We start from the raw sequence: 20,381 nt of genomic DNA on the forward strand, positions 1-20,381 counted from the left end.
GGCAGAGGCTTCACGCCCAATCCCAGTTCCAGAAAACCCACGCCAGGCGCGGAATTGATACTGGCGATGGCCTGAAATACAATGCGCATACTCAATTTGCCAGCAATATCGTGCAAGATGGTCCTGAAAATGCGACTGGTTTTATAGAACGTCACCCGAGCGTGCGGACGCGAATACTTATCAAAGCGATGGCCCTGCTGGGGTATTGGGAAGTATTTGACATGAAGACGTCCATCCCCCCTATCAGTTCACCCTGAGGCCGGACGAGAGGCGATCCCCGCGGTTCCGATTGCCCGTGTCGCGCCCCACAACTGGACGGGACCACTCGGCGAAGCAAGGAAAACAGACAGCAATGGCAGCCAAGGCAAAATAGTCGTGACCCCACCTAGCCGCGATCGAATGAAATCCGCGTTCCGTTTTCTCCTTGTCACCGGCTGCATCCTGGCGGTGGCCGCGTTCTGCCTTGCACAGCGGGGTGGCGATCCGATCGAGGGCCTGCTGGTGACGCTTGGGCGGCGAGGCGTGAACATGGACGCGGAACTCGTGAAGCTCAACGACCTCGCCGCACTGCGCGGCGAGCCACAAAAGGCGCGGCCGCTCTATCTCGAAGTGAAGGCGGCGCTCGAGGCAAAGGAGGCGGCGTTTTCCCGTGAAGCCGCGCGCAAGCCGGACGATAAACTGATCGCGCAGCTCGCCGCGGGAAAGGATCGCGTGCTCGCCGTGACGGCGCATCCCGATGACGAGAACATGATGAGCGGCCTGCTCGCCTTCGCGCACGACCACGGCTGCGCGGTGCGGCTGCTCTGCCTCACGCGCGGCGAACAAGGCGAAAACCCCCACTCCGCCGGACTGCGCGGCGACGCGCTCGGCGAGAAGCGCGCGGAGGAATTGCGTGGCGCGACGTCGGCGCTCGGCATCGAGTACCGCATCGCGGACTTCCGCAATGGGGCGTTTCGCGCGAAGTTTCCAGACCGCAAACTCTGGCTCCCCGCGGACGTGCTTGCGGCGTGGGACCAGGAGCCGGGCCCGGAGCGCGTGGTGGCGGACGAGGCGCGGGACTTTGCGGCGACGGTCATCCTCACCATCGAGCCGAACTGGGGCTGGACCGGCCACGCCGAGCATCGCGCCGCGGCGGAACTCGCGCGCCGGGCAGCGCGACAACTCGGCGCGCAGTTGGCGTACGCGGTCACCTCGGACGCGGCATTCACCGACGCCTTTGCGACGGCGACGACGGCGCGCCCGGCTGACAAGGCCCAGACGTATTGGGCGCTCAAACTCGCCGCCGCGCGCCGCCACGAGTCGCAATTCCGTTTGCCTGCCACCGCCGAGGCGCACCCCGAGCAAGCGCGCGACCTCAGCACGGAGCATTTTCTCCGCGTCGCCCAGCCATGAGACTCGTCACGAAAACATCCATCACGCGGCCAACGCTCGCGGGAGTCCTGCCATGAAACGCCCCACCTTCCCCCACGTGCAACGACGCACTTTCCTCCAACTTGCCGCCGCCGCGTGCGGCCGCGCGTTGTTCGCCGCGGAAAACAAAACGCGCCAGCCCCTGCTGACGCTCGCGAATGGCCAGCCGGTGAAAACACCCGCCGATTGGCAAACACGCCGCGCGGCAATCCTCGCCGCGGCCCAGGAGGTCATGGGACCGCTGCCGGGCGCGGAGAAGCGATGCGCGCTCGACGTGGAAGTGAGCGAGGAGGTGGATTGCGGCAGCCACGTGCGTCGGCTGCTCACCTATGCGAGCGAACCGGGGGGGCGAACACCGGCGTATTTGCTCATCCCCAAGACGGCGCTGGCGGGGAAGCCCTCGCCCGCCGCGCTTTGCCTGCACGGGACGAACAAGGAGATCGGTCACGCGGTCGTGATCGAAGGGCTCGGCAACAAGACGCCCAATCGGCAATACGCAAGCGAACTGGCGCAGCGCGGGTTCGTGACGATCGCGCCGAATTATCCGCTGCTCGCGAAGTATCAGCCCGACATTTTCAAACTCGGCTACGCGAGCGGCACAATGAAGGCGATCTGGGACAATATCCGCGCGCTCGATTTGCTCGACTCGATGCGGGAGGTGAAGCGCGGCGCGTATGGCGCGATCGGCCACTCGCTCGGCGGGCACAATTCGATCTTCACCGCGCTCTTCGACGAGCGGGTCAAGGTCGTCGTGTCGAGCTGCGGCTTCGATTCGTATCGTGACTACTATGGCGGCGACCCAAAGAACTGGGATCGCGGGCGAGGCTGGTGCCAGGACCGCTACATGCCGCGCATGGCAATCTACCGCGGGCGGCTCGACGAGATTCCGTTCGACTTCGACGGCCTGTTGGCCGCGCTCGCGCCGCGTCCGGTCTTCGTGAACGCGCCGCTGCGGGACTCGAACTTCCAATGGGCGAGCGTGGACCGCGTCGTCGCGTCGGCGCGCGAAGTGTACGCCCTGCTCGGCGCGCCAAATGGCATCACCGTTGAACACCCCGACTGCCCGCACGATTTCCCCGAGGAGCAGCGCGAGCACGCCTACGCGCTGCTCGACAAGGCGCTGAAGTAATCGCCTGCCGTCAAGGGCCAAGGGTTGGTCGGCTTGATCTTGGCCACCACCTTCAACACGACCGGGCGAGGTCCGCGCAGCTCGCTCCGGTTGCGGTCATCGTCACCGACCACCGGACAACCGCAGGAGCGTGGCTCGAATCATGGGCGTGTGGTGGTTAAACATCGGCGTTATCCTTAACGCGGTATCGATCACTTGAGTTCTGAAACAGCCTTTACTTTTTCCTGCAACGAAAAATGCTTGTCGAACAGCCGGATCAGCGCGCCGGCCGTGGCGTCGGTGCCGGGTGTCGGTTGATTGGTGCAGACCAGCACGGCCAGATCGCGTTTCACGCCGATCCAGACGACGCAGAAGTTGTAGCCGTTGCTGCCCGAATGGCTTAGCGCCCGGCCGCCGGCCCAAGGTCGTTCGACAATGACCCAGCCCAGTGCATATTGCCCGTCGCCGAGCGCCTTAATGTCGCCGCCCCCCTCAAGCTGATTGTGCAACACGCGATAGGTCTCGGGCTTCAGCAGGGCCGGCTCGCCGCGCTCGCCCCGCAAATGGTCGGCCACGAACTTGCCCCAATCGTCCAGCGACAGTCGCAGCACCGAGCCAGCCGGCGCGGCCACCGGCGCTTCGCCGTCGGGGCCCAGCAAGCCCGCCAGCGCCTGGTTATTCAACTCGTCTTTGGCCGCGGTCACCAGCGACTTGAACCCTTCGTTCCAGGCCTTGCGCAGGCGAACCGAGGACTTGCCTCCAATTGGCACGCCGGCGGACGTATGGGGCCACGGGTCGGCAAAGCCCGGCGAGTTGGGCGCGGCAAACTCGGCGCGCTTCACGCCCAACGGCTCGAACACCAACTCCTGCATCAGCGTTTGCCAATCCTGGTTCGCGGCCCGCTCGGCCATCATCCCGGCCAGCACGTAGCCCGTATTGGAATACTCCCACTTGGTTCCGGGTTTGGAGTTCATATAAAGCGGGGTCAAGCGGACCAGCACGTCGGCCTGGCGCTCGGCCCGGGTTTGCTCGCGGCGAAACGAGCCCCAGGGCAAGTTTCCCGACAGCCCGGCGCGATGCGACAGCAGTTGCCTCAGCGTCACTTGCCGCAGTTCGGCCGGCAACTCGGCGGCCGCCTCGGGAAACATGCTTTCAACCGTCGTGTCCCAGCGCAGCTTTCCCTGCTCGACCAGCCGGCCGATCATCGTGGCCGTCATCGCTTTGGTACACGAGCCCATGTGCCAGCGATCGTCGACGGCGACTGGCGTCGTTTCGCCGCGTTTGCGCACGCCGACGACGGCGGCGCCCAACATGCCGCGCGACGTGACAATCGCCCCGGCCAGCGCCGGCAGATCGTGTTTGGCGCGAATCGGTTCGAGCGTGTCGGCGATTTCGCACGGCCAGTTGACTTCGTCCGCCTGGCCCCATGACGCCCAACCGAGAAGTAACAAAACGCTGGCGAGAGCACTGCGGATCATACTCAGCCTGTAAGGTGTAAATACCGGCCTTGGCGCGCCCTGATTCGGCGTGGAATCATCCTCCCGACCGGCCAATCCGTTGTACTTGCCCGCCGCCCGGCCAGCTAGCATGCCATCCTGTCATTGACGGATCTCGTCGAAAAACCGACACTTTGCGCCCCTTTCATCTCTCGATTCAGGCGTAACGGACATTTCGCATCGCCGAACAAGTAGGTGTTGGCGCTGGCTGGCAGTGGCAACATTGACGGCGCTGGTGTTGTGCGCCTGGGTGTCGCTCGGTGAACAGCCTCGCGCGGTGGCCTTTCATCGCGGCGTCCCCTCGTCTTGGTACGCCGAGCAGACGGTGTTCGATTTGCCCACGGACATTTGGCGCAAGGGCGAATGGGACCAAGAAGCGTCGGCCGCCCAGTCGGCACAGTTCTTGGCCGGCTGCGAAGCGACGCTGGTTGCTTTCCAACCGCCCAGTGGAGACGAGTGGGAATTGGCGTCGGAAGATTCGCCACATGGCGTCTGGCAGTATCTCCCGCGCGGCATGGTTCCTCATTTTGGCCCGCGCACTCGCGAGGCAGATCGCCACAGCGGTTTCGGCGAGATGCTGACTACCACCAGTTGGCTGGCGCGACCGTTGAGCTTGGGGGCTATCGGCGGTGGCATGTTCGGCACGCCGCTGATTCAGGGGCGATTGTCACAACGCGCGACCACTTTCGTCGGCATTCATTATGGTTGGGATTATGACCATCGCTGGGGCGTCGACAAATACTTGGGCTATCAGCCGGTGTTGGTCACCAACAGCAAAGGCGATCAATCGCGCAATGGCCACGTCTGGTTCGGACAGTATCGCGTGCTTTACTATCCGTGGGGCGACATGCGCTGGCGGCCTTACCTGGTCAGCGGTCTGGGTATGGCCGATCTGCGGTTTCAAGACGACCAAGGAGGCCGCGTTCATCGCACGGCATTCGCGGGCAGCTTTGGAATCGGCGTCAAGTACTTGCTACACGAGCGCTGGGCGTTCCAGGCCGAGTTGAGTGACTTGATTCTGCCGGCGACCGGAGTGCTGTCGACGGTGAACGACGTGGCGCTGGTCGGTGGGATTGAATACCGCTTTGCTCTGCCCAAGCGGCATTGGCGCTGGCGACGCTCGGCCAACACGTCGGGCACGACCGCGCCATTCTAGAACAGTTCGCGAATCACTTGGCCATCTGAAAGGTGCATCGGCCGGCCGTCGACCGTTTGATAGGTGATTGCCTGGGCGTCGTAGCCCAACGCGGCAAACGCCGTGGCGTGAATGTCGGCCGGCGACACGGGGCGCAGGTTTGGCGTGCCGCCAATCTTGTCCGACTGGCCGATGACCTGACCACCGCGAACGCCACCACCGGCCAGGACCATCGTGTAGCAGCCAGGCCAGTGATCGCGACCGGCGTCCTTGTTGATCTGGGGCGTGCGGCCGAAGTCGCCCATCCAGATCACCAGCGTCGTGTCAAGCAAGCCGCGCTCGGACAAATCATCGAGCAAGGCCGCATAGGCCTGCTCCATCGGCGGCACGAGCTTCTTCTCCAGCAGATTGAAGTTGTCCTTGTGCGTATCCCAAATGATGCTTGGGCCGTTGACCGTGGTGACAAACTTGACACCTGCCTCGACCAACCGGCGAGCCAACAGGTGGGACTGCCCCCAAGTGTGCCGGCCATAGCGCTCGCGCACGGCCGACGGCTCGCGCGACAGATCGAACGCCTCGCGGGCTTTGCCGCCGGCCACCATTCGCAAGGCCTTTTCTCGATTGATGTCAATGTCGCGCACCAGGTCGCTGGCGATGGGCCGGCTTTGCTGTTCGACCTGACCGAGCAGTTGGCTGCGGCGTTCCAATCGCGCGTCGTCCAAACCTTCGACCGGGCTCAAATTGGGCACTTGGAACTTGTCGTCGTTTGGATTGGCGTTCAATACCAACGGATCGTACCGCGGCCCCAGGCAACCGCCGAATTGTCCCGGCGTGAGGTAGACCAGGCTGTCACAGTGAGGCTGCGGCGTGATCACGTACGGTGGCAATGCCCCCGAGTAACCATCGCGCTGGGCCAGCCAACCGGTCAGCGTGCCAAAGCTGGGAAGGTCGATGCGTCCCGGGTTGATCAACGTATTGTCGATCGGATAAGGCCGACCAGCGATCGACCAGTACATGCCCGAGTTGTGGGATGAGTGCCGATGATGCACCGAGCGCACAATCGCCAGCTTGTCGGCCCGCTGGGCCATGCGCGGCAGCATTTCCGAAACCTGGATACCCGGCACGTTGGTGTCGATCGGTCGATAGATGCCACGCACCTGCTCCGGGGCAAGTGGCTTGGGATCCCACAGGTCGATATGACTCGGCGCGCCGCAGTTGAAGATCAGGATCACCGACTTGGCGCGCTTCGAATTGGCGCCCGCGGCCAGCGCGTCGGCCGTCAATAGCCCCGACCACCAGGCGCCGACGCTCGCGGCCCCGGCAGCGCCGAGCCAATCGCGGCGGTTCAATCCCACGGCGGGAAACGGTTCGGTGCGCGGCGGCATGGCGGCGCCTCAAACGGCAGGAGGAGAGGGCGGGTGTAAACAGGCAAGTGATCGGGGGGGGCCAGACGCACGACACTCGGCAAATCGGCACGGGCGACGCATCGACCCGCGCTTATGTTATCGTGAGTTCCGGGAAAGTACAACAGTTTTTACATTCGTTGCCGCACGGGGCATTGCGCTAAGCCACAATGACCAAGCGTGGGAGGCCCGCGCGCAATCGCTTCCTTGCACATTGGGATTTGGTCATTGGACATTTCTTCTCGTCGTGCCGTTGTGTCGTCGTAATTGGTCTTTCACTGCCTGCCGCCAGGCGCGGAGTTATCAGTTGAAAAGCCATCTGATTTTCATTGCGTGCCTGGTGGGCGCGCTCGCGACCGTCGTGGTCCATGCCGCGCCGCGGGTGAACGTGCTGTTGTTGGTCAGTGACGATCAGCGGGCCGACACGATTCAAGCGCTGGGCAACTCGACGATCGAAACGCCGCAGCTCGATTCGCTGGTTCGCCGTGGCATGACCTTTCGCCACGCCATTTCTCCCAATCCATTGTGCCGACCGGCGCGTGCCGAACTGATGACCGGCATGACCAGCTTTCATAACGGCGTGCTCGGATCGGGAACTTTGAAGCGTGGGCTGGTCACCTTGCCCGAGCGCTTGCGCCGCGCGGGTTATCACACCTGGCACGTTGGCAAGTGGGACAGCGGCGGTCGGCCAACCGACGCGGGCTACGAAGCGACGCACGGACTCTTTACGGGGGGCGGCGCGGGACAGCCGAACACCTATCCCGTCGATGATGGCGGCGCGGCGGTGACCGGCTATCGAGGTTACGTATTTCAAGATGATGACGGCACGAAGCATCCCGAGCGCGGCATCGGGCTGACGCCGGACATCAGCGGCAAGTTCGCCGACGCGGCGATTGAATTCCTGCGGCGCGACGCCGACCGGCCGTTCTTCCTGCAGGTCAATTTCACCGCGCCGCACGATCCATTGTTGGTCCCGCCGGAGCTGAAAAACCGCTATCAGTCGACTGAAATGCGACTTCCCAAAAACTTTTTGCCGCAGCATCCGTTCGACCACGGCAATCTCCGCGGACGCGACGAGCTGTTGTGGCCCTGGCCGCGCACGCCGGAGTTGGTCAGGGCCGAACTGGCCCGGTATTACTCCGTGATCACCGACTTAGACACCCAAATCGGTCGCGTGCTCGCGGTGCTCGATCAGTCAGGCCGACGTGACCAGACACTGGTTATCTTCACCAGCGATCAGGGGTTGGCCATCGGCAGTCACGGCCTGCGCGGCAAGCAGAGCATGTACGAGCACACCATCACCACGCCGTTGATTGTGGCCGGGCCGGGCGTCCTGGCGGAAAAGCGGCGCGACGCGCTGGTTTACCTACGCGATTTGTATCCGACGATCTGTGAGCTGGCCGGTGTTGCCGTTCCCGATGGTCTCGACGGGCGCAGCCTGGCTGCGGTGCTGAATGGCTCGGCCACCAAGGTCCGCGACGAAGTGTTCTGCTACTTCGGCGAAGTCGAGCGGGCCGTCCGCACCGAACGGTGGAAGCTGGTGCATTATCCTCAGCTTGATCGCTGGCAACTGTTCGACTTGCAGGCCGATCCGGACGAGATCAACGACTTGATCGACCGACCCGGGCACGCCGGCACGGTGGCAAAACTTAAAGCGCGGCTAGCGGCCCTTCGTGCCGAAGCCGGCGACGTGGCATCGAAGAAAGACTAAATGCCTTCATATGACCTGAGGCATATTCAAAGGTAATTTTGAACCGCAAAGACGCAAAGGGCGCAAAGAAGAAAGTAGATGCAAAATGCGCTCGATCTGCGGTTATTTAGTAGGCCTCTTGCGTGTCACGGCTCGGAAGAGGGCCCGGCTCCTGTCTTTTTTGCGTCCTTTGCGCCTTTGCGGTGACATCTTGCCTTTGCTGCATCGCAGTTATCTCCATTTTTTCTAGGAACTGCCGAAATCCTATGATTCTAACGGGCCTTCATCTCGGGTTAAGGTTCCACTCGGTATCATCCCCCCATAGCTTGGCAAACGCCGGGTTTGTCGAGGAACCGGGGACCGCATCAACGCAAGGGCGAAGACCATGAAACACTTCTGGAAGACCGCCAGCCTGGCTGGCTTGCTCAGCCTCACGACCGCCGCACCGCTGCTGGCTCAAAAGGAACGGGACAATCCGCCCGCCGCTGGCGAGAAGGAGCCACCGCCAGCGCCGCCGGCGCCGAACGATCGGCCTCCACCGCCCCCCGCTGTGGGCGAAGAGAAGATCGTCCGTGGCGTGGTCAAAAGCTTTGGCAAGAATCCTGACGGCGAGATCGACCGAATCGAGCTTGAAGATGGCCAGGATGTTCGCTTTCCGCCGCACGTCGGCGAACGCGTGTCAAAGGTCGCCAAGACCGGCGATGAGATCGAAGTCCGGCTCGTCACTCCGCCACAGCGCGAAGGGGACGAGGGTCGCCGGCCGCGCCAGCGCCTGGACTCGATCAAGAATGTAAAGTCGGGCGAAGCAGCCACGTTCGCTCCGCGCCGCGATCAAGGGCCCGGCGAGCGCAGCCCTGGCGAAGAAGGCCAGCGCCGCGAACCGGCCGAAGGCGAGCGTCCTCGTACCGGTCCCGCCGATGGCGAGCAGCCGCGCCGGCAAGGATTGCAAGACGAGCAGATCACCGAGATTCGGGCGATTCGCAAGCTGCTCGAACTGCCCGTCGAGTCGAACCGTCCCAGCGACGAAGGCCGCCCGGCCGCCGCAGGGGAACGCCAAGGCCCGCCGGTCAATCGCGTGACCGCCGAACTGCGCGAGCTGCGTCGAGCCCTCGAACGCAAGGCCAATCGCGACAGCAATCGCTAGTCGTCATTTCTCGGCGAGCGGCGTCGAGCCCATCGCGGCGCGACGCCGCTCGCGTTGTTTCACTTCCAGTTGAGGACCGCCGCCGTGCGCCTGTTAGTGGTCGAAGATGAACGCGACCTCCTCTTCGTGCTGCAAAAGACGCTCGAAGAGGAAGGCTATGCCGTCGACACCGCCGCCGACGGCGCGACCGGGCTCGCCAAGGCCCAGGCCGTCGATTACGACGCCATCGTCCTTGATATCATGTTGCCCAAGCTGGACGGCTGGGGCGTGCTGGCTACGCTGCGCAAGACCAAGCGGACACCCGTGCTGCTGCTGACGGCGCGCGACGAAGTCCGCGATCGAGTCCGCGGACTCGACACCGGAGCGGACGACTACCTGACCAAGCCGTTCGAGCGAGCCGAGCTGCTGGCACGCCTCAGGGCGTTGATTCGCCGCTCGGCGGGGCAGGCGTCGTCGCAAATCGAACTTGGCGATGTCGTCATCGACACCGCGGCCAAGACCGTGTCACGCGCGGGCGAAGACGTCCCGTTGACGGCCCGCGAGTATGCGCTGGTTGAGTTCCTGGCATTGCACCGAGGCGAAGTCGTCTCGCGGACCACGCTTTACGACCACCTGTTCGACGAGAACGAGGACACGTTGTCGAACCTGCTCGATGTCCATGTCTCGAACCTGCGCAAAAAGCTGGGCAAGGAGTTCGTCGTCACACGTCGCGGGCAAGGATACCTGATCGATGGTTAACTCGATCCGCTGGCGGTTGCTCGCCTGGCAAGTTGTGATCCTGCTCGCCGTGATCGCCGGCTTTGCCGTGACGACATTTTGGGCGGTTAGCCGGTCGACGTTCGATCAGGCCGACGCCGATTTGTTCGGCGCGGCTCAGGTGCTGCTCGCTCAGTATCCAGCGGGAGACGAGAAGCCTGAGTTGGCGATTCCGGCCATTTACCGGCATCGCGCCGGTCCCAACGAGCGTGACGCGCCGTACTTTGCGGTCTGGGACCGGCGCGGCAAGCTACTCGCTTCGTCGCCCCATTTGCCGCCCGACGTCACTCCTGAGCGACGGCCGCCGCCGAACGAAGGGCCGCGTCCTTACGTCGCGCGCAACGACGGGCCGAACCGCGAGGTGCTTGTCCGCGGGCCGATGAATCTGCAATTGCTCGTCGGCCGGCCGATGTTTCGCGAGTGGAACCAGTTGCGCAGCCTGGGGCTGTGGCTCGTGCTGGCGGGCGTGGCGGCGCTTGTGCTCGGCTGCCTGGGAATGGCCTGGCTGGCGCGGGCGATTGTCCGGCCGTTAGAGAAAATGACGAGCACGGCGGAACGTATCTCGGCGGCGAATCTAGCCGAGCGGCTCGACGTGCCCCGGCGGCGCGACGAAGTGGGGCGGTTGGCACTGGTGCTGAACCAGATGATCGGCCGGCTGCAAGCCTCGTTCGAGCGGCAAACGCGGTTCACGGCCGACGCTTCGCACGAGTTGCGCACGCCGGTGGCCGTGGTCCTGTCACAGACCGAGTTCGCGCTGGCCAAGGAACGCTCGCCCGAGGATTACCGCACGGCACTGGGGGCTTGCGAGCGCGCGGCGCGGCGGATGAAAACGCTGGTCGAGGGGCTGCTGACGCTCGCTCGCAGCGACGCCGGGCAACTGCGAATGGAGCACGAACCGGTAGACCTTCAGCAAGTCGTCGAGGGGGCGGTGGCGATGCTCCGCCCGCTGGCCCAGGAAAAGCAACTGACGTTGACCGCCGAGTTGCAACCGGCAACGGTGGTGGGAGACAGCGCCCGCCTGGAACAAGTGGTCGCCAACCTGGTCGCCAACGCCATCAACTACAACCGCGAGCAAGGCTCGATTCGCGTGACGCTCGCGCCGCAGGACAAGCACGCGGTCTTGACCGTCACGGATACCGGCATGGGCATCGACACGGCGGACCTGCCCAAGATCTTTGATCGTTTCTATCGCGCCGATGCTTCACGTACCGGCGCGACCAACGGCGGAGCAATGGTGGGCAGCGCAATTATCGGCAGCGGGCTCGGCCTAGCGATCTGTCAAGAAGTCGTCCGCAGCCACGGCGGCACGATCGAAGTGCAAAGCCAACCCAACGCCGGCACAATGTTCACGGTTCGTCTGCCTTTGAAAGACTAGCCACGGAGGCACGGTGACACGGAGTTTAGCACGGAGGGGAAGCGAGAATGCCCAATGCCCAATGTCCAAGCACCAATGACCAAGTATTGAGCGCCAGGCTCACAACTCGCAAGTCAAGTGCCCTCAGACCCTATGCGTTATCATCCAAACACAGATAATGCTCGTCGCGCATACGATACAAGTGCATAGAAACAGAATGCTTTTCCACGACAATCGTTCGAGGCGTGTTAAAAAATCGTCGCCGTGCGGGACATACGCCAATGATTTCGTCTTTAAGGGCACACTCGTTTGTGAGGTAGTAACGCCGGGGTGCCAAGTGCTCGTTATTGGCTTGGGCATGTCCTTATCGCTGTTTGACGAACCGCCTAGCGTATCGTCGTAGAGCCCTCGTTCCAGCGGATCAATCAGAATCATACGAGCCCTTAAGACCTCTTCAAGCAACCGCTGGCAGTCATCGGCTTTTGGCCCGGTCCTAAATTTTGCCAGCTCAGCCGTCTGTCGGCGGACTGCCACTTCAATTGCATCCCCATCATCACAGCCCAACGGCAGCCCCAGCAGCTCGTAATAGTTGGGACTATCCGAATCTAACCCGAGCAAGGTTGCATATGGGTTTTTGCTCATGGCATGATCAATTCATCGTACGAATCAGAAGTCAACAACTGGCCGTGCGTGTCGAAATGCTATTGGAACATCCTACCTGCTAAACTGACCCGTGAATTGCCCTCGTTGCGCTCGCCGCACGTGCTTGGACATTAGTCATTCTCGCATCCCCTCCGTGCTTCACTCCGTGTCACCGTGCCTCCGTGGCAAGTATTTTCTAGTCCAGCCAGCCGCGGCGACGGAACCAGATGACCATTCCCACCACTGTGGCGATGACGATTGCCCAGAACACTCCGTACATGTACGGGAACGCCAGTTCGGGAATCGCCATGTTCATCCCGTAGACGCCGGTGATGAAGCTGAGCGGAATGAAGATCGTGCCCATGATCGTCAGCACTTTCATCACTTCGTTCATCCGCAGCGAAATCGACCCCAGATAGGTCTCGGCCAGGCTGGCGGCGTACTCGCGGTAAGTTTCGACCAAGTCGATGATCTGGACCAGGTGATCGTACACGTCGCGCAGATAGGTCCGCGATGTGGGCGAGATGCACTCGTGCGGCTCGCGTTCGAGCATGCCAATCGCTTCGCGCATCGGCCAGGCCGTCCGGCGCAGCGTCAGCAGTTCGCGTTTGATCAAATGGACCTGGTGAATCGTCTCCTGGCTTGGCTTCTCCAAAACGGCTTCTTCCAGCTCCTCAAGCCGGTCGGAATAGAAATCGAGGATCGGGAACATCTCGTCGACCAGCCGGTCCAACAAAGCATAGAGCAAGAAGCTGGCGTCGTTCTGGCGCAGGCGCGAACCGGCCGTGGCCAGCCGCTGACGAATCGGCTCCCAGACCTGACTGGGCGACTCCATGAACGTCAACAGCGTCGAGCGCCCCAAGAACAAACTGACCTGCTCGCTATGCAACTCGTTATCGACACAGCGCAACAGCCGGGCGATGACAAACAGCCGCGGGTGCTGCTCGTCGGTGCTGGGGTAACCTTCGACCTTGGGACGTTGAACCACGTGCATCACGTCTTCGACCGCCAGCGGATGCAGCTCGTACTTCTCGGCCAGCGCGCGAATGACCGTCGGATCGGTCACGCCGTTGACGTTGATCCAACGGACGGCGGTCCACTCGGGTCGGTGGCGCGACAAGAACTCGTCGACATTGGCCGTGATGTGCTGCTCGCGCACGTCGTGCGGCGCGTAGTCGATGCAGGTGATGCCCGCCTTCTCGGTGGCGGCCAGCTTGGCCAGCTCGTGGGTTTCAATGCCCGGCTCGCGCCCCGGCAAGCCTAGGTTCAACGACGAGACCGGCTGGGGAATTCGCTGATGCGGAATGCTGTCGGACAAAGGATCGTGCATCGCGTGGCTCGACGGGCGCAGGGTGACAAGGCGTGCCTCTCCCACCGATCATACGCCATTCGCGATAGAAACACATCAGAAGAGGGTTTCACCGCGGAGGCGCAGAGTACGCCGAGAAAGCGCCGGGAAGAAAGGGGCGATTGATTCCTGGCAGGCTGCCGGACTAGAGTGGCGGGCTCTGCCTCCGCGTTGCTTTCCCGAGTCGAACGCATGACCGAGCATCAAGTCACTTTCCGCCCCACGGTCCTGATTACCGGCACTTCCACCGGAATCGGCGCCGCCTGTGCCACGGCATTGGCCAAGCAAGGGTGGCACGTGTTTGCCGGGATACGCAAGTTGGCCGATGCCGAGCCGTTGGGCGACCGCACGCCGGGCGCGATCACACCCGTGCTGATCGACGTCACCGACGAAGCATCAATCGCGGCGGCGGCTGAAACCGTAGGAGCCGCGACGGCCGAGCGGGGCTTGAACGCCCTGGTGAACAATGCTGGCGTGATTGTGCCAGGGCCGCTTGAGTTACAATCGACCGCCAGTTTTCGCCGGCAACTCGAAGTGAACGTGCTGGGCGTACACGCCGTGACGGCCGCATGCCTGCCGCTGGTGCGCACAGCGCGAGGGCGGATTGTATTCATGGGTTCGATTGCCGGGCTGGTGTCGCCGCCGTTGATGGGGGCCTATGCCGCGTCGAAGCACGCGCTGGAAGCGATGGCCGACGCACTCAGGATCGAACTTCGACCGTGGGGCATCAAGGTCTCGCTCATCGAGCCGGGCGCGATCAACACGCCCATCTGGGAAAAGTTCGCCAACTCGCTCGACGATTTGAATCGCGCCGCCGATCCCGAGGTGCAACGGGCCTACGAGGCGGCGGTTCGTAAAGTCGCCAAACGAGCGCTCCACATGGGGGCCGGCGGCGCGGCAACCGAGCGCGTGGTACGCGCGGTGATTCACGCGCTGACGGCGCGGCGACCGAAAAGCCGGTATCCGCTGGGACTCGAGACCTGGGCCGCCTGGGGTGGCGCGCGTCACGTGCCGCCGGCAGTGCTCGATTGGATCCTGCGACGGGCGATGGGGCTGTGAGGCGCCGATCCGTCACGCGTTCCAAGCCGGTGGCTTTGCCACCGGGATTGGCGGCAGAGCCGCCGGCTTGGGTGGATGAGCGATGCACCCTACCAAGAGCCCGTTAACCCACGGCCACTGGTTCTTGGTGCTCGACACCGTTGATGTAAATGCGTCCGCCGCCAAGAGTCCGGGCCTTTTCCAATTCCATCTCGGCGCGCGAGGCAAAGCTGATCGGGTCGTCTTCGGCCCGCAGCAAGGCCACCCCACAGCTAAACGTCGGCAGCAGATCGGTTCCGACTTCCGGCAACTCGGCTTCGAGGCGCTCGCGCAGTTGGAGGTTCATTGCCAGGGCCTGCTTGGCGTTGACCTTCGGCATGAGCACGGCGAACTCTTCCCAACCATAGCGGAGGACCGAGTCGGCTTGACGCACCTCGGCGGTCAACGTGGCGGCGATGCGGAGCAGCAACTGATCGATTTGCACCTGGTCGTGAGCGGCCGTCAGCTTTTCCATATGATCGACAGCCATCAGCATCAGCGCCAGGTCGGAGTTCTTGGCCCGGGCGGCCGAGAAGGCGCTCTTCAGCTCGTCGACCAGTTGCCGGCGATTGGGCAAGCCGGTCAGCACGTCGATCCGCTTTTCGCTGTCGTTCGTGTCCGACGCGGCGTTGACCAGATCGGCTGATTGCCGAGCATCGACCGCGGACGAAACGGCTGTTTCAGCAATGTCCGAGCGGCAACAATTGCGACCCGCTTCCTTGGCGGCGTACAGCGCCAGGTCGGCCCGGCCGAACAGCTCGCGTGAATTGTCGTTGGGGACAGCCTGGCTATAACCGATGCTAATGGTCACGCGCGTACCAGCCAACTCGCCGTCAAGCGTCAGTTGCTCGACCGCCTCGCGGGCACGTTCGGCGGCGCGCGCGGCCCGGTCCAGCGCCGTCATCGGCAGCAGAATGGCAAACTCCTCGCCACCGTAACGGGCCACCAGATCCATGTCGCGAACAGTCGTCCGCAGGGCCTGGGCCACGCGCTTCAGCACCACGTCGCCGGCGTCGTGGCCGAATTGATCGTTGATCCGCTTGAAGTGGTCGATGTCGGCCACCAGCAATGAGAACGGGTTGCCCGTCCGCTGCAACTCGGCATAACGCCGGCCGAGCTCGTCGTTGAACGCGCGGCGATTGGCCAGTTCGGTCGTCACGTCGATCCGGGCCTCGGTGATGTGAATGTCGAGCCGCTCGGCCTGTTCGCGCATCTGCTGCTTGGCGTCGGCTAGCTTGGTTTGCAGCTTGGTGTTGGCCGAGGCAATGCGCTCGACCACCGCCAGCACGCACATGTTCAGGTCGGCGCCGCTGTCCAAGGTGTTGAGCTCGCGCGTCAGATCATTCATCGCCGACGAGTGATCGTCCACGTCGTCGGTGACGTTCTGGGCCAGATCGGTCAGCCGGGCCAGCATCGGTTGCAGTTGCTCAGTGTCGGTCGTACGTCGTTCCTTGAGCCACCAGCCACACGCGATTCCCAGGGCCAATTGGGCCACGGCAATCAGAATCATGATCACGATTTCAAACGGTCCCATGACATGCCCTCGATACTGCGCAGGATTCGCTTTGGCCACGCGGGTCGATTCGCGCAAAATGTCTCTCCCAGCATGTAGCTTTTTGTCGCGAGCTAGGCAAAAACCTGACGCATCAGCCTACCCAATCTGACCGTTTGCCCGATTAGCCAATCGCTGAGCCGGCTATTCGTGGGCACCCGGCCGAATCGGGCGTTACAACCGGCAGAATCGTCCCGGGGCCGCGTTGGCGGTGTTCTGTCAACTCGCCCCAGCGACCCCCAGATCTCCTGGGTTGCCTGGCCCCCTACAATTACTCATGGGAGAAGGGCGATCGGCCTTGGCCGATCGAACACGTCAGGCCGTAACCTTCAACCGTGGGAGTTCGATCATGAGACCGATTCAGATGGTCGCCGTGGTGGTATTCGCAATTGTCGCGCTGCTGCAGTTGACGAGGTTCGCCATGGGCTGGGACGTTTCGATCAATGGCGAGATGATCCCGCTCTGGGCCAGCTTCATCGCTTGCATCGTCGCCGGCACGCTGGCCTTTGGCCTATGGCGCGAAGCGCACCACTAGGGTGCGGTGCAATAGTTCCTTTGACGATCCATCAAGGGGTAGCCCCGGTTGCTCGCCAACCGGGGCGGGCGCAGCCCGCAAGAGGCGATGGATCTAATCTTGCACGACTCAATCGTGTCAACAAGCATGGACGCCGGTCGCGCCGCCTCTTGTTGCTGCGCAACACCGATTGCGAGCAATCAGTGCTACCCTCGCGGCGATGGGCAACTAAGCGTTCCCGGCGGCTTCTTCATCGAGCTTCGCCGCTTCTTCCATCTCGCGCTGCTTGGCTCGTTGAGGATCTAGGCTGAGTCGCCGCAGTTGTGGCGCCGCCAGGGCCGCGCTGGACACGATCAGCAACGTGATCACGCCGCCCATCCAGACCGCACGCTCGGTGCCGAGCCACTTGGCGGCCATGCCGCTCTCGAACGCCCCCAGTTCATTCGACGCGCCGATGAAGACCATGCTGACGGCGGCGATGCGCCCGCGCATTGGCTCGGGCGAGAGCAGTCGCATGATCGAGCGGCGGATCACGACGCTGACGCCATCGAACACGCCGCTGAAGAACAACGCGACGAGCGACAAGTAAAATGACTTTGATAGTGCGAACACGATCATCGTGACACCGAACGCTCCCACGGCCAGAAAGATGTTCCGCCCGGCATGCTTTACCGGCGGGTGGCGCGCGCACCAGAGCGTGGTCAACAAGGCCCCCAACGTCGGCGCCGCTCCCATCTCGCCCAGTCGCCCTTCGCCAACTTGTAAGACGTCCTTGGCAAACACCGGCAACAGCGCGATCGCCCCGCCAAACAGCACGGCAAACAAATCGAGCGCCATCGAGCCCAACAGCACCTGGTCGCGCCACACATAACGAACGCCCAAGGCGACGCTTTGCCAGACCGATTCCCCCTCGGGCGCAACGGGAATCGGCTTCGGCGCGATTCCCGTAATGGCCAAGAAAGCGATTGCGTACAATGCCGCGATCGACGCGTAGGTTACGCCGCCGCCCCACGTGGCGTACATCCACGGGCCGACCAACGGCCCGATCACTGCGGCCGTGGTCCAACAACTGGCCATGAGCGTCGAAGAATTGACCAGCCAGTTGAAGGGGACTACTTGCGCTTCGAGCGCCGAGGCCGCCGGCTCGGCAAACCCGCGCGCCACGCCGGCCACGAATGCCACGGCGAAGATCAACGGCAACTCGGCCTGCTCGTAGCCGGTAAATTCACTGGCCGAAAGCAGCGCGGCGCAGGCGATCAGCAGGGGCAAAGTAATCAACAATATCCGCCGCCGGTCGTGACGATCGGCCACATGACCGCCGAACAACGACAACGGCAGCGCCGGAATCGCCTCGACAAGCCCCAAGAACCCCAACGCGCCAGGGTCGCCCGTCCGCGCGTAAAGCCGGTAGCCAAGCACCAGGATCAGCGCCCGGCCCGCCATCGTCGCGCAACCCGTGGCCGCGAACAGATAGCGAAAATCGCGCCAGCGAAAGGCCCCCAGCGCGGAATAGCGTTCTTGATCGCTCAACGAAGCGGCTCTCTCTGAAATCCTGTCGGCCCGCGGCTGACGGCAATGCGCGCGGCTAGTTCGACTCGACCACCGGCAACACGATGTGCGACGGCTCGGCCCGATTGTGATGCACCCGGTTCATCGCCTCGATCAGGCTCCGTTGTTCATTCAGCGGCTCGCCAGTATTTGGGTTCACGTCGAAGCGAGGATAATTGCTGCTCGAAACGTCGACGCGAATCCGATGCCCCTTCTTGAACACGTTCGAGGTGGGATAAAGCCGAATCGTGATCGGATAAACCTCCAGACGCCGCAGCGGAGCCGTGCTCTCTTCGCGTAGTGAATCGCGAAACCGCATCCGCAGAATCCCGTCGACGATGTTCAAGTCAAAGCCGCCAGGAAAGTCCTCGCTGGGCGGATAAACGTCGATCAGCTTGGCCGTGAAGTCAGTATCGAAGACCGTCGAGCTGACCCAGAGTTTCACTTCCAGCTCGCCGGTGACTTCCACGTCTTGTTCCAGCGGCTCGGTCTGAAACACCAGCACATCGTTGCGCGCCGACAGGGGAATCGGCTCCTGGAAGTTCCAGACGTGCTTGCCGCCGCGCTGGTCCCAGCCCCCTTGCAGCATAATGCCGTCACCCGAGCTGATGTTGCCGCCGATCGTCGGCACCGGGTTCTTGGGGTCGAATAAAAACGACGTCGCGCCCCCGTTGCCGCGCGGCGCCGAGGTGGAAAGCTTTCCCTCGGGCTGTAAGAAGTAGTTCACCGGCTTGGCGCGCTTGAGCGGCCAGTCTTCCTCGTCGCGCCACGAGCCACCGTGATTCAAACGGCCATCGTCCGTCTTCTTGCCGTCGCCGGTCCCCATCACGAAAACGCGCACCCGGCTGCGAAATGGCTCGTCGCGGCCGACGCTGTTCTCGACGCCTTTCAACCAATGATCGTACCAGGCGAGTCGCCAGGCCAACGGGTCGGCAATGGCCGCCTCGCGACCAAAGCTGACTTGTCCGTGGGCCGAAGCACCTTGCTGGCCATGAATCCAGGGGCCCATGATCAAGTAGACCGGGCTCTTCAATTGCTTGCTTAGCACGCGGTAGTTCGACGTGGTGTTGGCCGCCCAGGAATCATACCAGCCGCCCACCAGGTAGACGGGCATGTCCTTGTAACGGGCCGAGAAGTCGGTGATGTTCACATGCCGCCAGAAGGCGCCGTTCTCGCCATTGCGCATGGCCTGAATCAGCCAATCTTCATACTCCGGCGCCAGCTTGAGCGGTGTGGTACCGTAACGCAGCGGCAACTGCTGCAGATAGTCGTGGCGATGCTCGGCCATCTCCTTCAAGGCCGCCGCCGTGCCAGGATCCTTGGCGGCCCGGCTACCGCGTCCGGCGTTCAGCATGATCCAATTCCAGAACCGCAACTCAAACGCGCCGGAATTGCGCATGCTGGCGTAGCCCATGTTCGAGACCGCGTCGACCGGGATCACGGTGACCAACTCGGGACACTTTTCCAGCGCCAGCGCGTGCTGGGTGCCGCCGACGTACGAGGTGCCGAGCATGCCCAGCTTGCCGTTGGACCACGGTTGCTTGCCAATCCAAGCGGCCGCGTCCACGCCGTCGGGGCCGTCGTCATTCAGAAGTCGCCACACGCCTTCCGAGCGGTAACGCCCGCGCGTGTCCTGGACCACGACGTTGTAGCCGTGCCGAGCGAAGTAGCGACCTTCGCTGCTGCTCAACGGCTTGTCCCCCTTGCCATAAGGCGTGCGAATCAGGATCGTCGGCAACTTTTCATCGACAGGTTTGCCAGCCTTGGCCGGCCGATAGACATCGGTTGCCAATCGCACGCCGTCACGCATCGGCACCATCACGCTGGCTTCAAAGGCGATGTCGTCATCGGCTTCGGCCGCGTAAATCGTCGGAGCGATGGCCACGACCACCGCAAAGGTAAATACAAACCGCTTCAAAATCGCGTTCATCAGGAACCTCGTATCAAGGGGCGGCGACTCACGCGAGTCAATCTACTCGGCCTCGGTCGCCCACGCCACCGTCACGCCGACCGATGGATGGCCCGGCCGCTTGCGGCCGAGTCGCGGCAGCGACGGGAAAGATCAACGATCATCCCCAAGTAGCTAAAAGAAGATGTGTGCCGGTTCTCTTTCTTGTTGCTTGCGCAACACGGCCGACAAGCGGCCGTGCCACCCGAAGCGCGATAGTCTCCCCATTTGACGCCTCGACGCCAGGTTGCGACAA

15 protein-coding genes are annotated in these 20,381 nt (G+C 63.0%); 9 read left to right on the forward strand and 6 right to left on the reverse strand.

Annotated features, from left to right (window positions below):
- Nucleotides 1–399: 399 nt before the first annotated feature.
- Together JSS27_14370 and JSS27_14375 are read left to right on the forward strand one after the other, a co-directional pair.
- Nucleotides 400–1,392, forward strand: a complete 993-nt coding sequence (locus tag JSS27_14370) for a PIG-L family deacetylase (GenBank protein ID MBS0210129.1) — start codon at nt 400–402, stop codon at nt 1,390–1,392.
- A 52-nt stretch (nt 1,393–1,444) separates the two neighbouring features.
- The gene (locus JSS27_14375; GenBank protein ID MBS0210130.1) at nt 1,445–2,539 is read left to right on the forward strand and encodes an alpha/beta hydrolase; all 1,095 of its coding nucleotides are present in this window, start codon (nt 1,445–1,447) and stop codon (nt 2,537–2,539) included.
- Nucleotides 2,540–2,730: 191 nt separating this feature from the next.
- Here the strand turns inward: JSS27_14375 and JSS27_14380 are convergent, their stop codons facing one another.
- Nucleotides 2,731–3,996, reverse strand: a complete 1,266-nt coding sequence (locus tag JSS27_14380) for a beta-lactamase family protein (protein ID MBS0210131.1) — start codon at nt 3,994–3,996, stop codon at nt 2,731–2,733.
- 232 nt (nt 3,997–4,228) lie between these two features.
- Between JSS27_14380 and JSS27_14385 the strand changes: the two genes are divergently transcribed.
- Entirely contained in the window at nt 4,229–5,170 is a 942-nt protein-coding gene (locus tag JSS27_14385; GenBank protein ID MBS0210132.1) for a porin family protein, read from the forward strand.
- Here the strand turns inward: JSS27_14385 and JSS27_14390 are convergent.
- Nucleotides 5,167–6,534: a DUF1501 domain-containing protein gene (locus JSS27_14390; protein MBS0210133.1), complete on the reverse strand. Its 1,368-nt coding sequence runs from the start codon at nt 6,532–6,534 to the stop codon at nt 5,167–5,169. The two genes, JSS27_14385 and JSS27_14390, sit on opposite strands and share 4 nt — an antisense overlap.
- Before the next feature lie 325 nt (nt 6,535–6,859).
- Between JSS27_14390 and JSS27_14395 the strand changes: the two genes are divergently transcribed.
- The 4 genes from JSS27_14395 to JSS27_14410 all read left to right on the forward strand — a co-directional run bounded on the left by JSS27_14395 (nt 6,860) and on the right by JSS27_14410 (nt 11,517).
- Entirely contained in the window at nt 6,860–8,263 is a 1,404-nt protein-coding gene (locus JSS27_14395) for a sulfatase-like hydrolase/transferase (GenBank protein ID MBS0210134.1), read from the forward strand.
- Nucleotides 8,264–8,627: 364 nt separating this feature from the next.
- Complete coding sequence (locus JSS27_14400; protein MBS0210135.1) at nt 8,628–9,386, forward strand: hypothetical protein; 759 nt, start codon at nt 8,628–8,630, stop codon at nt 9,384–9,386.
- Nucleotides 9,387–9,470: 84 nt separating this feature from the next.
- Nucleotides 9,471–10,124, forward strand: coding sequence for a response regulator transcription factor (locus JSS27_14405; protein MBS0210136.1), 654 nt, complete (start codon nt 9,471–9,473; stop codon nt 10,122–10,124).
- Nucleotides 10,117–11,517: a HAMP domain-containing protein gene (locus JSS27_14410; protein ID MBS0210137.1), complete on the forward strand. Its 1,401-nt coding sequence runs from the start codon at nt 10,117–10,119 to the stop codon at nt 11,515–11,517. The genes JSS27_14405 and JSS27_14410 overlap by 8 nt, the downstream gene beginning before the upstream one ends.
- 817 nt (nt 11,518–12,334) lie before the next feature.
- Here JSS27_14410 and corA read toward each other — a convergent pair.
- Nucleotides 12,335–13,468, reverse strand: coding sequence for a magnesium/cobalt transporter CorA (gene corA / locus JSS27_14415; GenBank protein ID MBS0210138.1), 1,134 nt, complete (start codon nt 13,466–13,468; stop codon nt 12,335–12,337).
- Between the two features lie 210 nt (nt 13,469–13,678).
- Here corA and JSS27_14420 point away from each other — a divergent pair, with 210 nt between their 5' ends.
- Entirely contained in the window at nt 13,679–14,545 is an 867-nt protein-coding gene (locus JSS27_14420) for an SDR family oxidoreductase (protein ID MBS0210139.1), read from the forward strand.
- Between the two features lie 103 nt (nt 14,546–14,648).
- Here JSS27_14420 and JSS27_14425 read toward each other — a convergent pair whose 3' ends face one another.
- The gene (locus JSS27_14425) at nt 14,649–16,097 is read right to left on the reverse strand and encodes a GGDEF domain-containing protein (protein ID MBS0210140.1); all 1,449 of its coding nucleotides are present in this window, start codon (nt 16,095–16,097) and stop codon (nt 14,649–14,651) included.
- A 367-nt stretch (nt 16,098–16,464) separates the two neighbouring features.
- Between JSS27_14425 and JSS27_14430 the strand changes: the two genes are divergently transcribed.
- Nucleotides 16,465–16,650, forward strand: coding sequence for a hypothetical protein (locus JSS27_14430; GenBank protein ID MBS0210141.1), 186 nt, complete (start codon nt 16,465–16,467; stop codon nt 16,648–16,650).
- 207 nt (nt 16,651–16,857) lie between these two features.
- Here JSS27_14430 and JSS27_14435 read toward each other — a convergent pair whose 3' ends face one another.
- Nucleotides 16,858–18,072, reverse strand: a complete 1,215-nt coding sequence (locus JSS27_14435; GenBank protein MBS0210142.1) for an MFS transporter — start codon at nt 18,070–18,072, stop codon at nt 16,858–16,860.
- A gap of 142 nt (nt 18,073–18,214) precedes the next feature.
- Nucleotides 18,215–20,107 carry a CocE/NonD family hydrolase gene (locus tag JSS27_14440; GenBank protein MBS0210143.1) on the reverse strand — a complete coding sequence of 631 codons (1,893 nt, stop codon included), beginning with the start codon at nt 20,105–20,107 and terminating at the stop codon, nt 18,215–18,217.
- Nucleotides 20,108–20,381 lie beyond the last annotated feature (274 nt).

It is taken from the genome of Planctomycetota bacterium (assembly GCA_018242585.1).
Lineage (GTDB): Bacteria > Planctomycetota > Planctomycetia > Pirellulales > PNKZ01 > JAFEBQ01.

What these genes read in the sequence shown, in the direction of transcription:
- JSS27_14425 (MBS0210140.1), bottom strand. Translation starts at nt 16,097, where the DNA reads ATGGGACCGTTTGAAATCGTGATCATGATTCTGATTGCCGTGGCCCAA.
- JSS27_14430 (MBS0210141.1), top strand. Translation starts at nt 16,465, where the DNA reads ATGAGACCGATTCAGATGGTCGCCGTGGTGGTATTCGCAATTGTCGCG.
- JSS27_14380 (MBS0210131.1), bottom strand. Translation starts at nt 3,996, where the DNA reads ATGATCCGCAGTGCTCTCGCCAGCGTTTTGTTACTTCTCGGTTGGGCG.
- corA (MBS0210138.1), bottom strand. Translation starts at nt 13,468, where the DNA reads ATGCACGATCCTTTGTCCGACAGCATTCCGCATCAGCGAATTCCCCAG.
- JSS27_14370 (MBS0210129.1), top strand. Translation starts at nt 400, where the DNA reads ATGAAATCCGCGTTCCGTTTTCTCCTTGTCACCGGCTGCATCCTGGCG.
- JSS27_14410 (MBS0210137.1), top strand. Translation starts at nt 10,117, where the DNA reads ATGGTTAACTCGATCCGCTGGCGGTTGCTCGCCTGGCAAGTTGTGATC.
- JSS27_14390 (MBS0210133.1), bottom strand. Translation starts at nt 6,534, where the DNA reads ATGCCGCCGCGCACCGAACCGTTTCCCGCCGTGGGATTGAACCGCCGC.
- JSS27_14400 (MBS0210135.1), top strand. Translation starts at nt 8,628, where the DNA reads ATGAAACACTTCTGGAAGACCGCCAGCCTGGCTGGCTTGCTCAGCCTC.
- JSS27_14440 (MBS0210143.1), bottom strand. Translation starts at nt 20,107, where the DNA reads ATGAACGCGATTTTGAAGCGGTTTGTATTTACCTTTGCGGTGGTCGTG.
- JSS27_14435 (MBS0210142.1), bottom strand. Translation starts at nt 18,072, where the DNA reads ATGGCGGGCCGGGCGCTGATCCTGGTGCTTGGCTACCGGCTTTACGCG.
- JSS27_14375 (MBS0210130.1), top strand. Translation starts at nt 1,445, where the DNA reads ATGAAACGCCCCACCTTCCCCCACGTGCAACGACGCACTTTCCTCCAA.
- JSS27_14420 (MBS0210139.1), top strand. Translation starts at nt 13,679, where the DNA reads ATGACCGAGCATCAAGTCACTTTCCGCCCCACGGTCCTGATTACCGGC.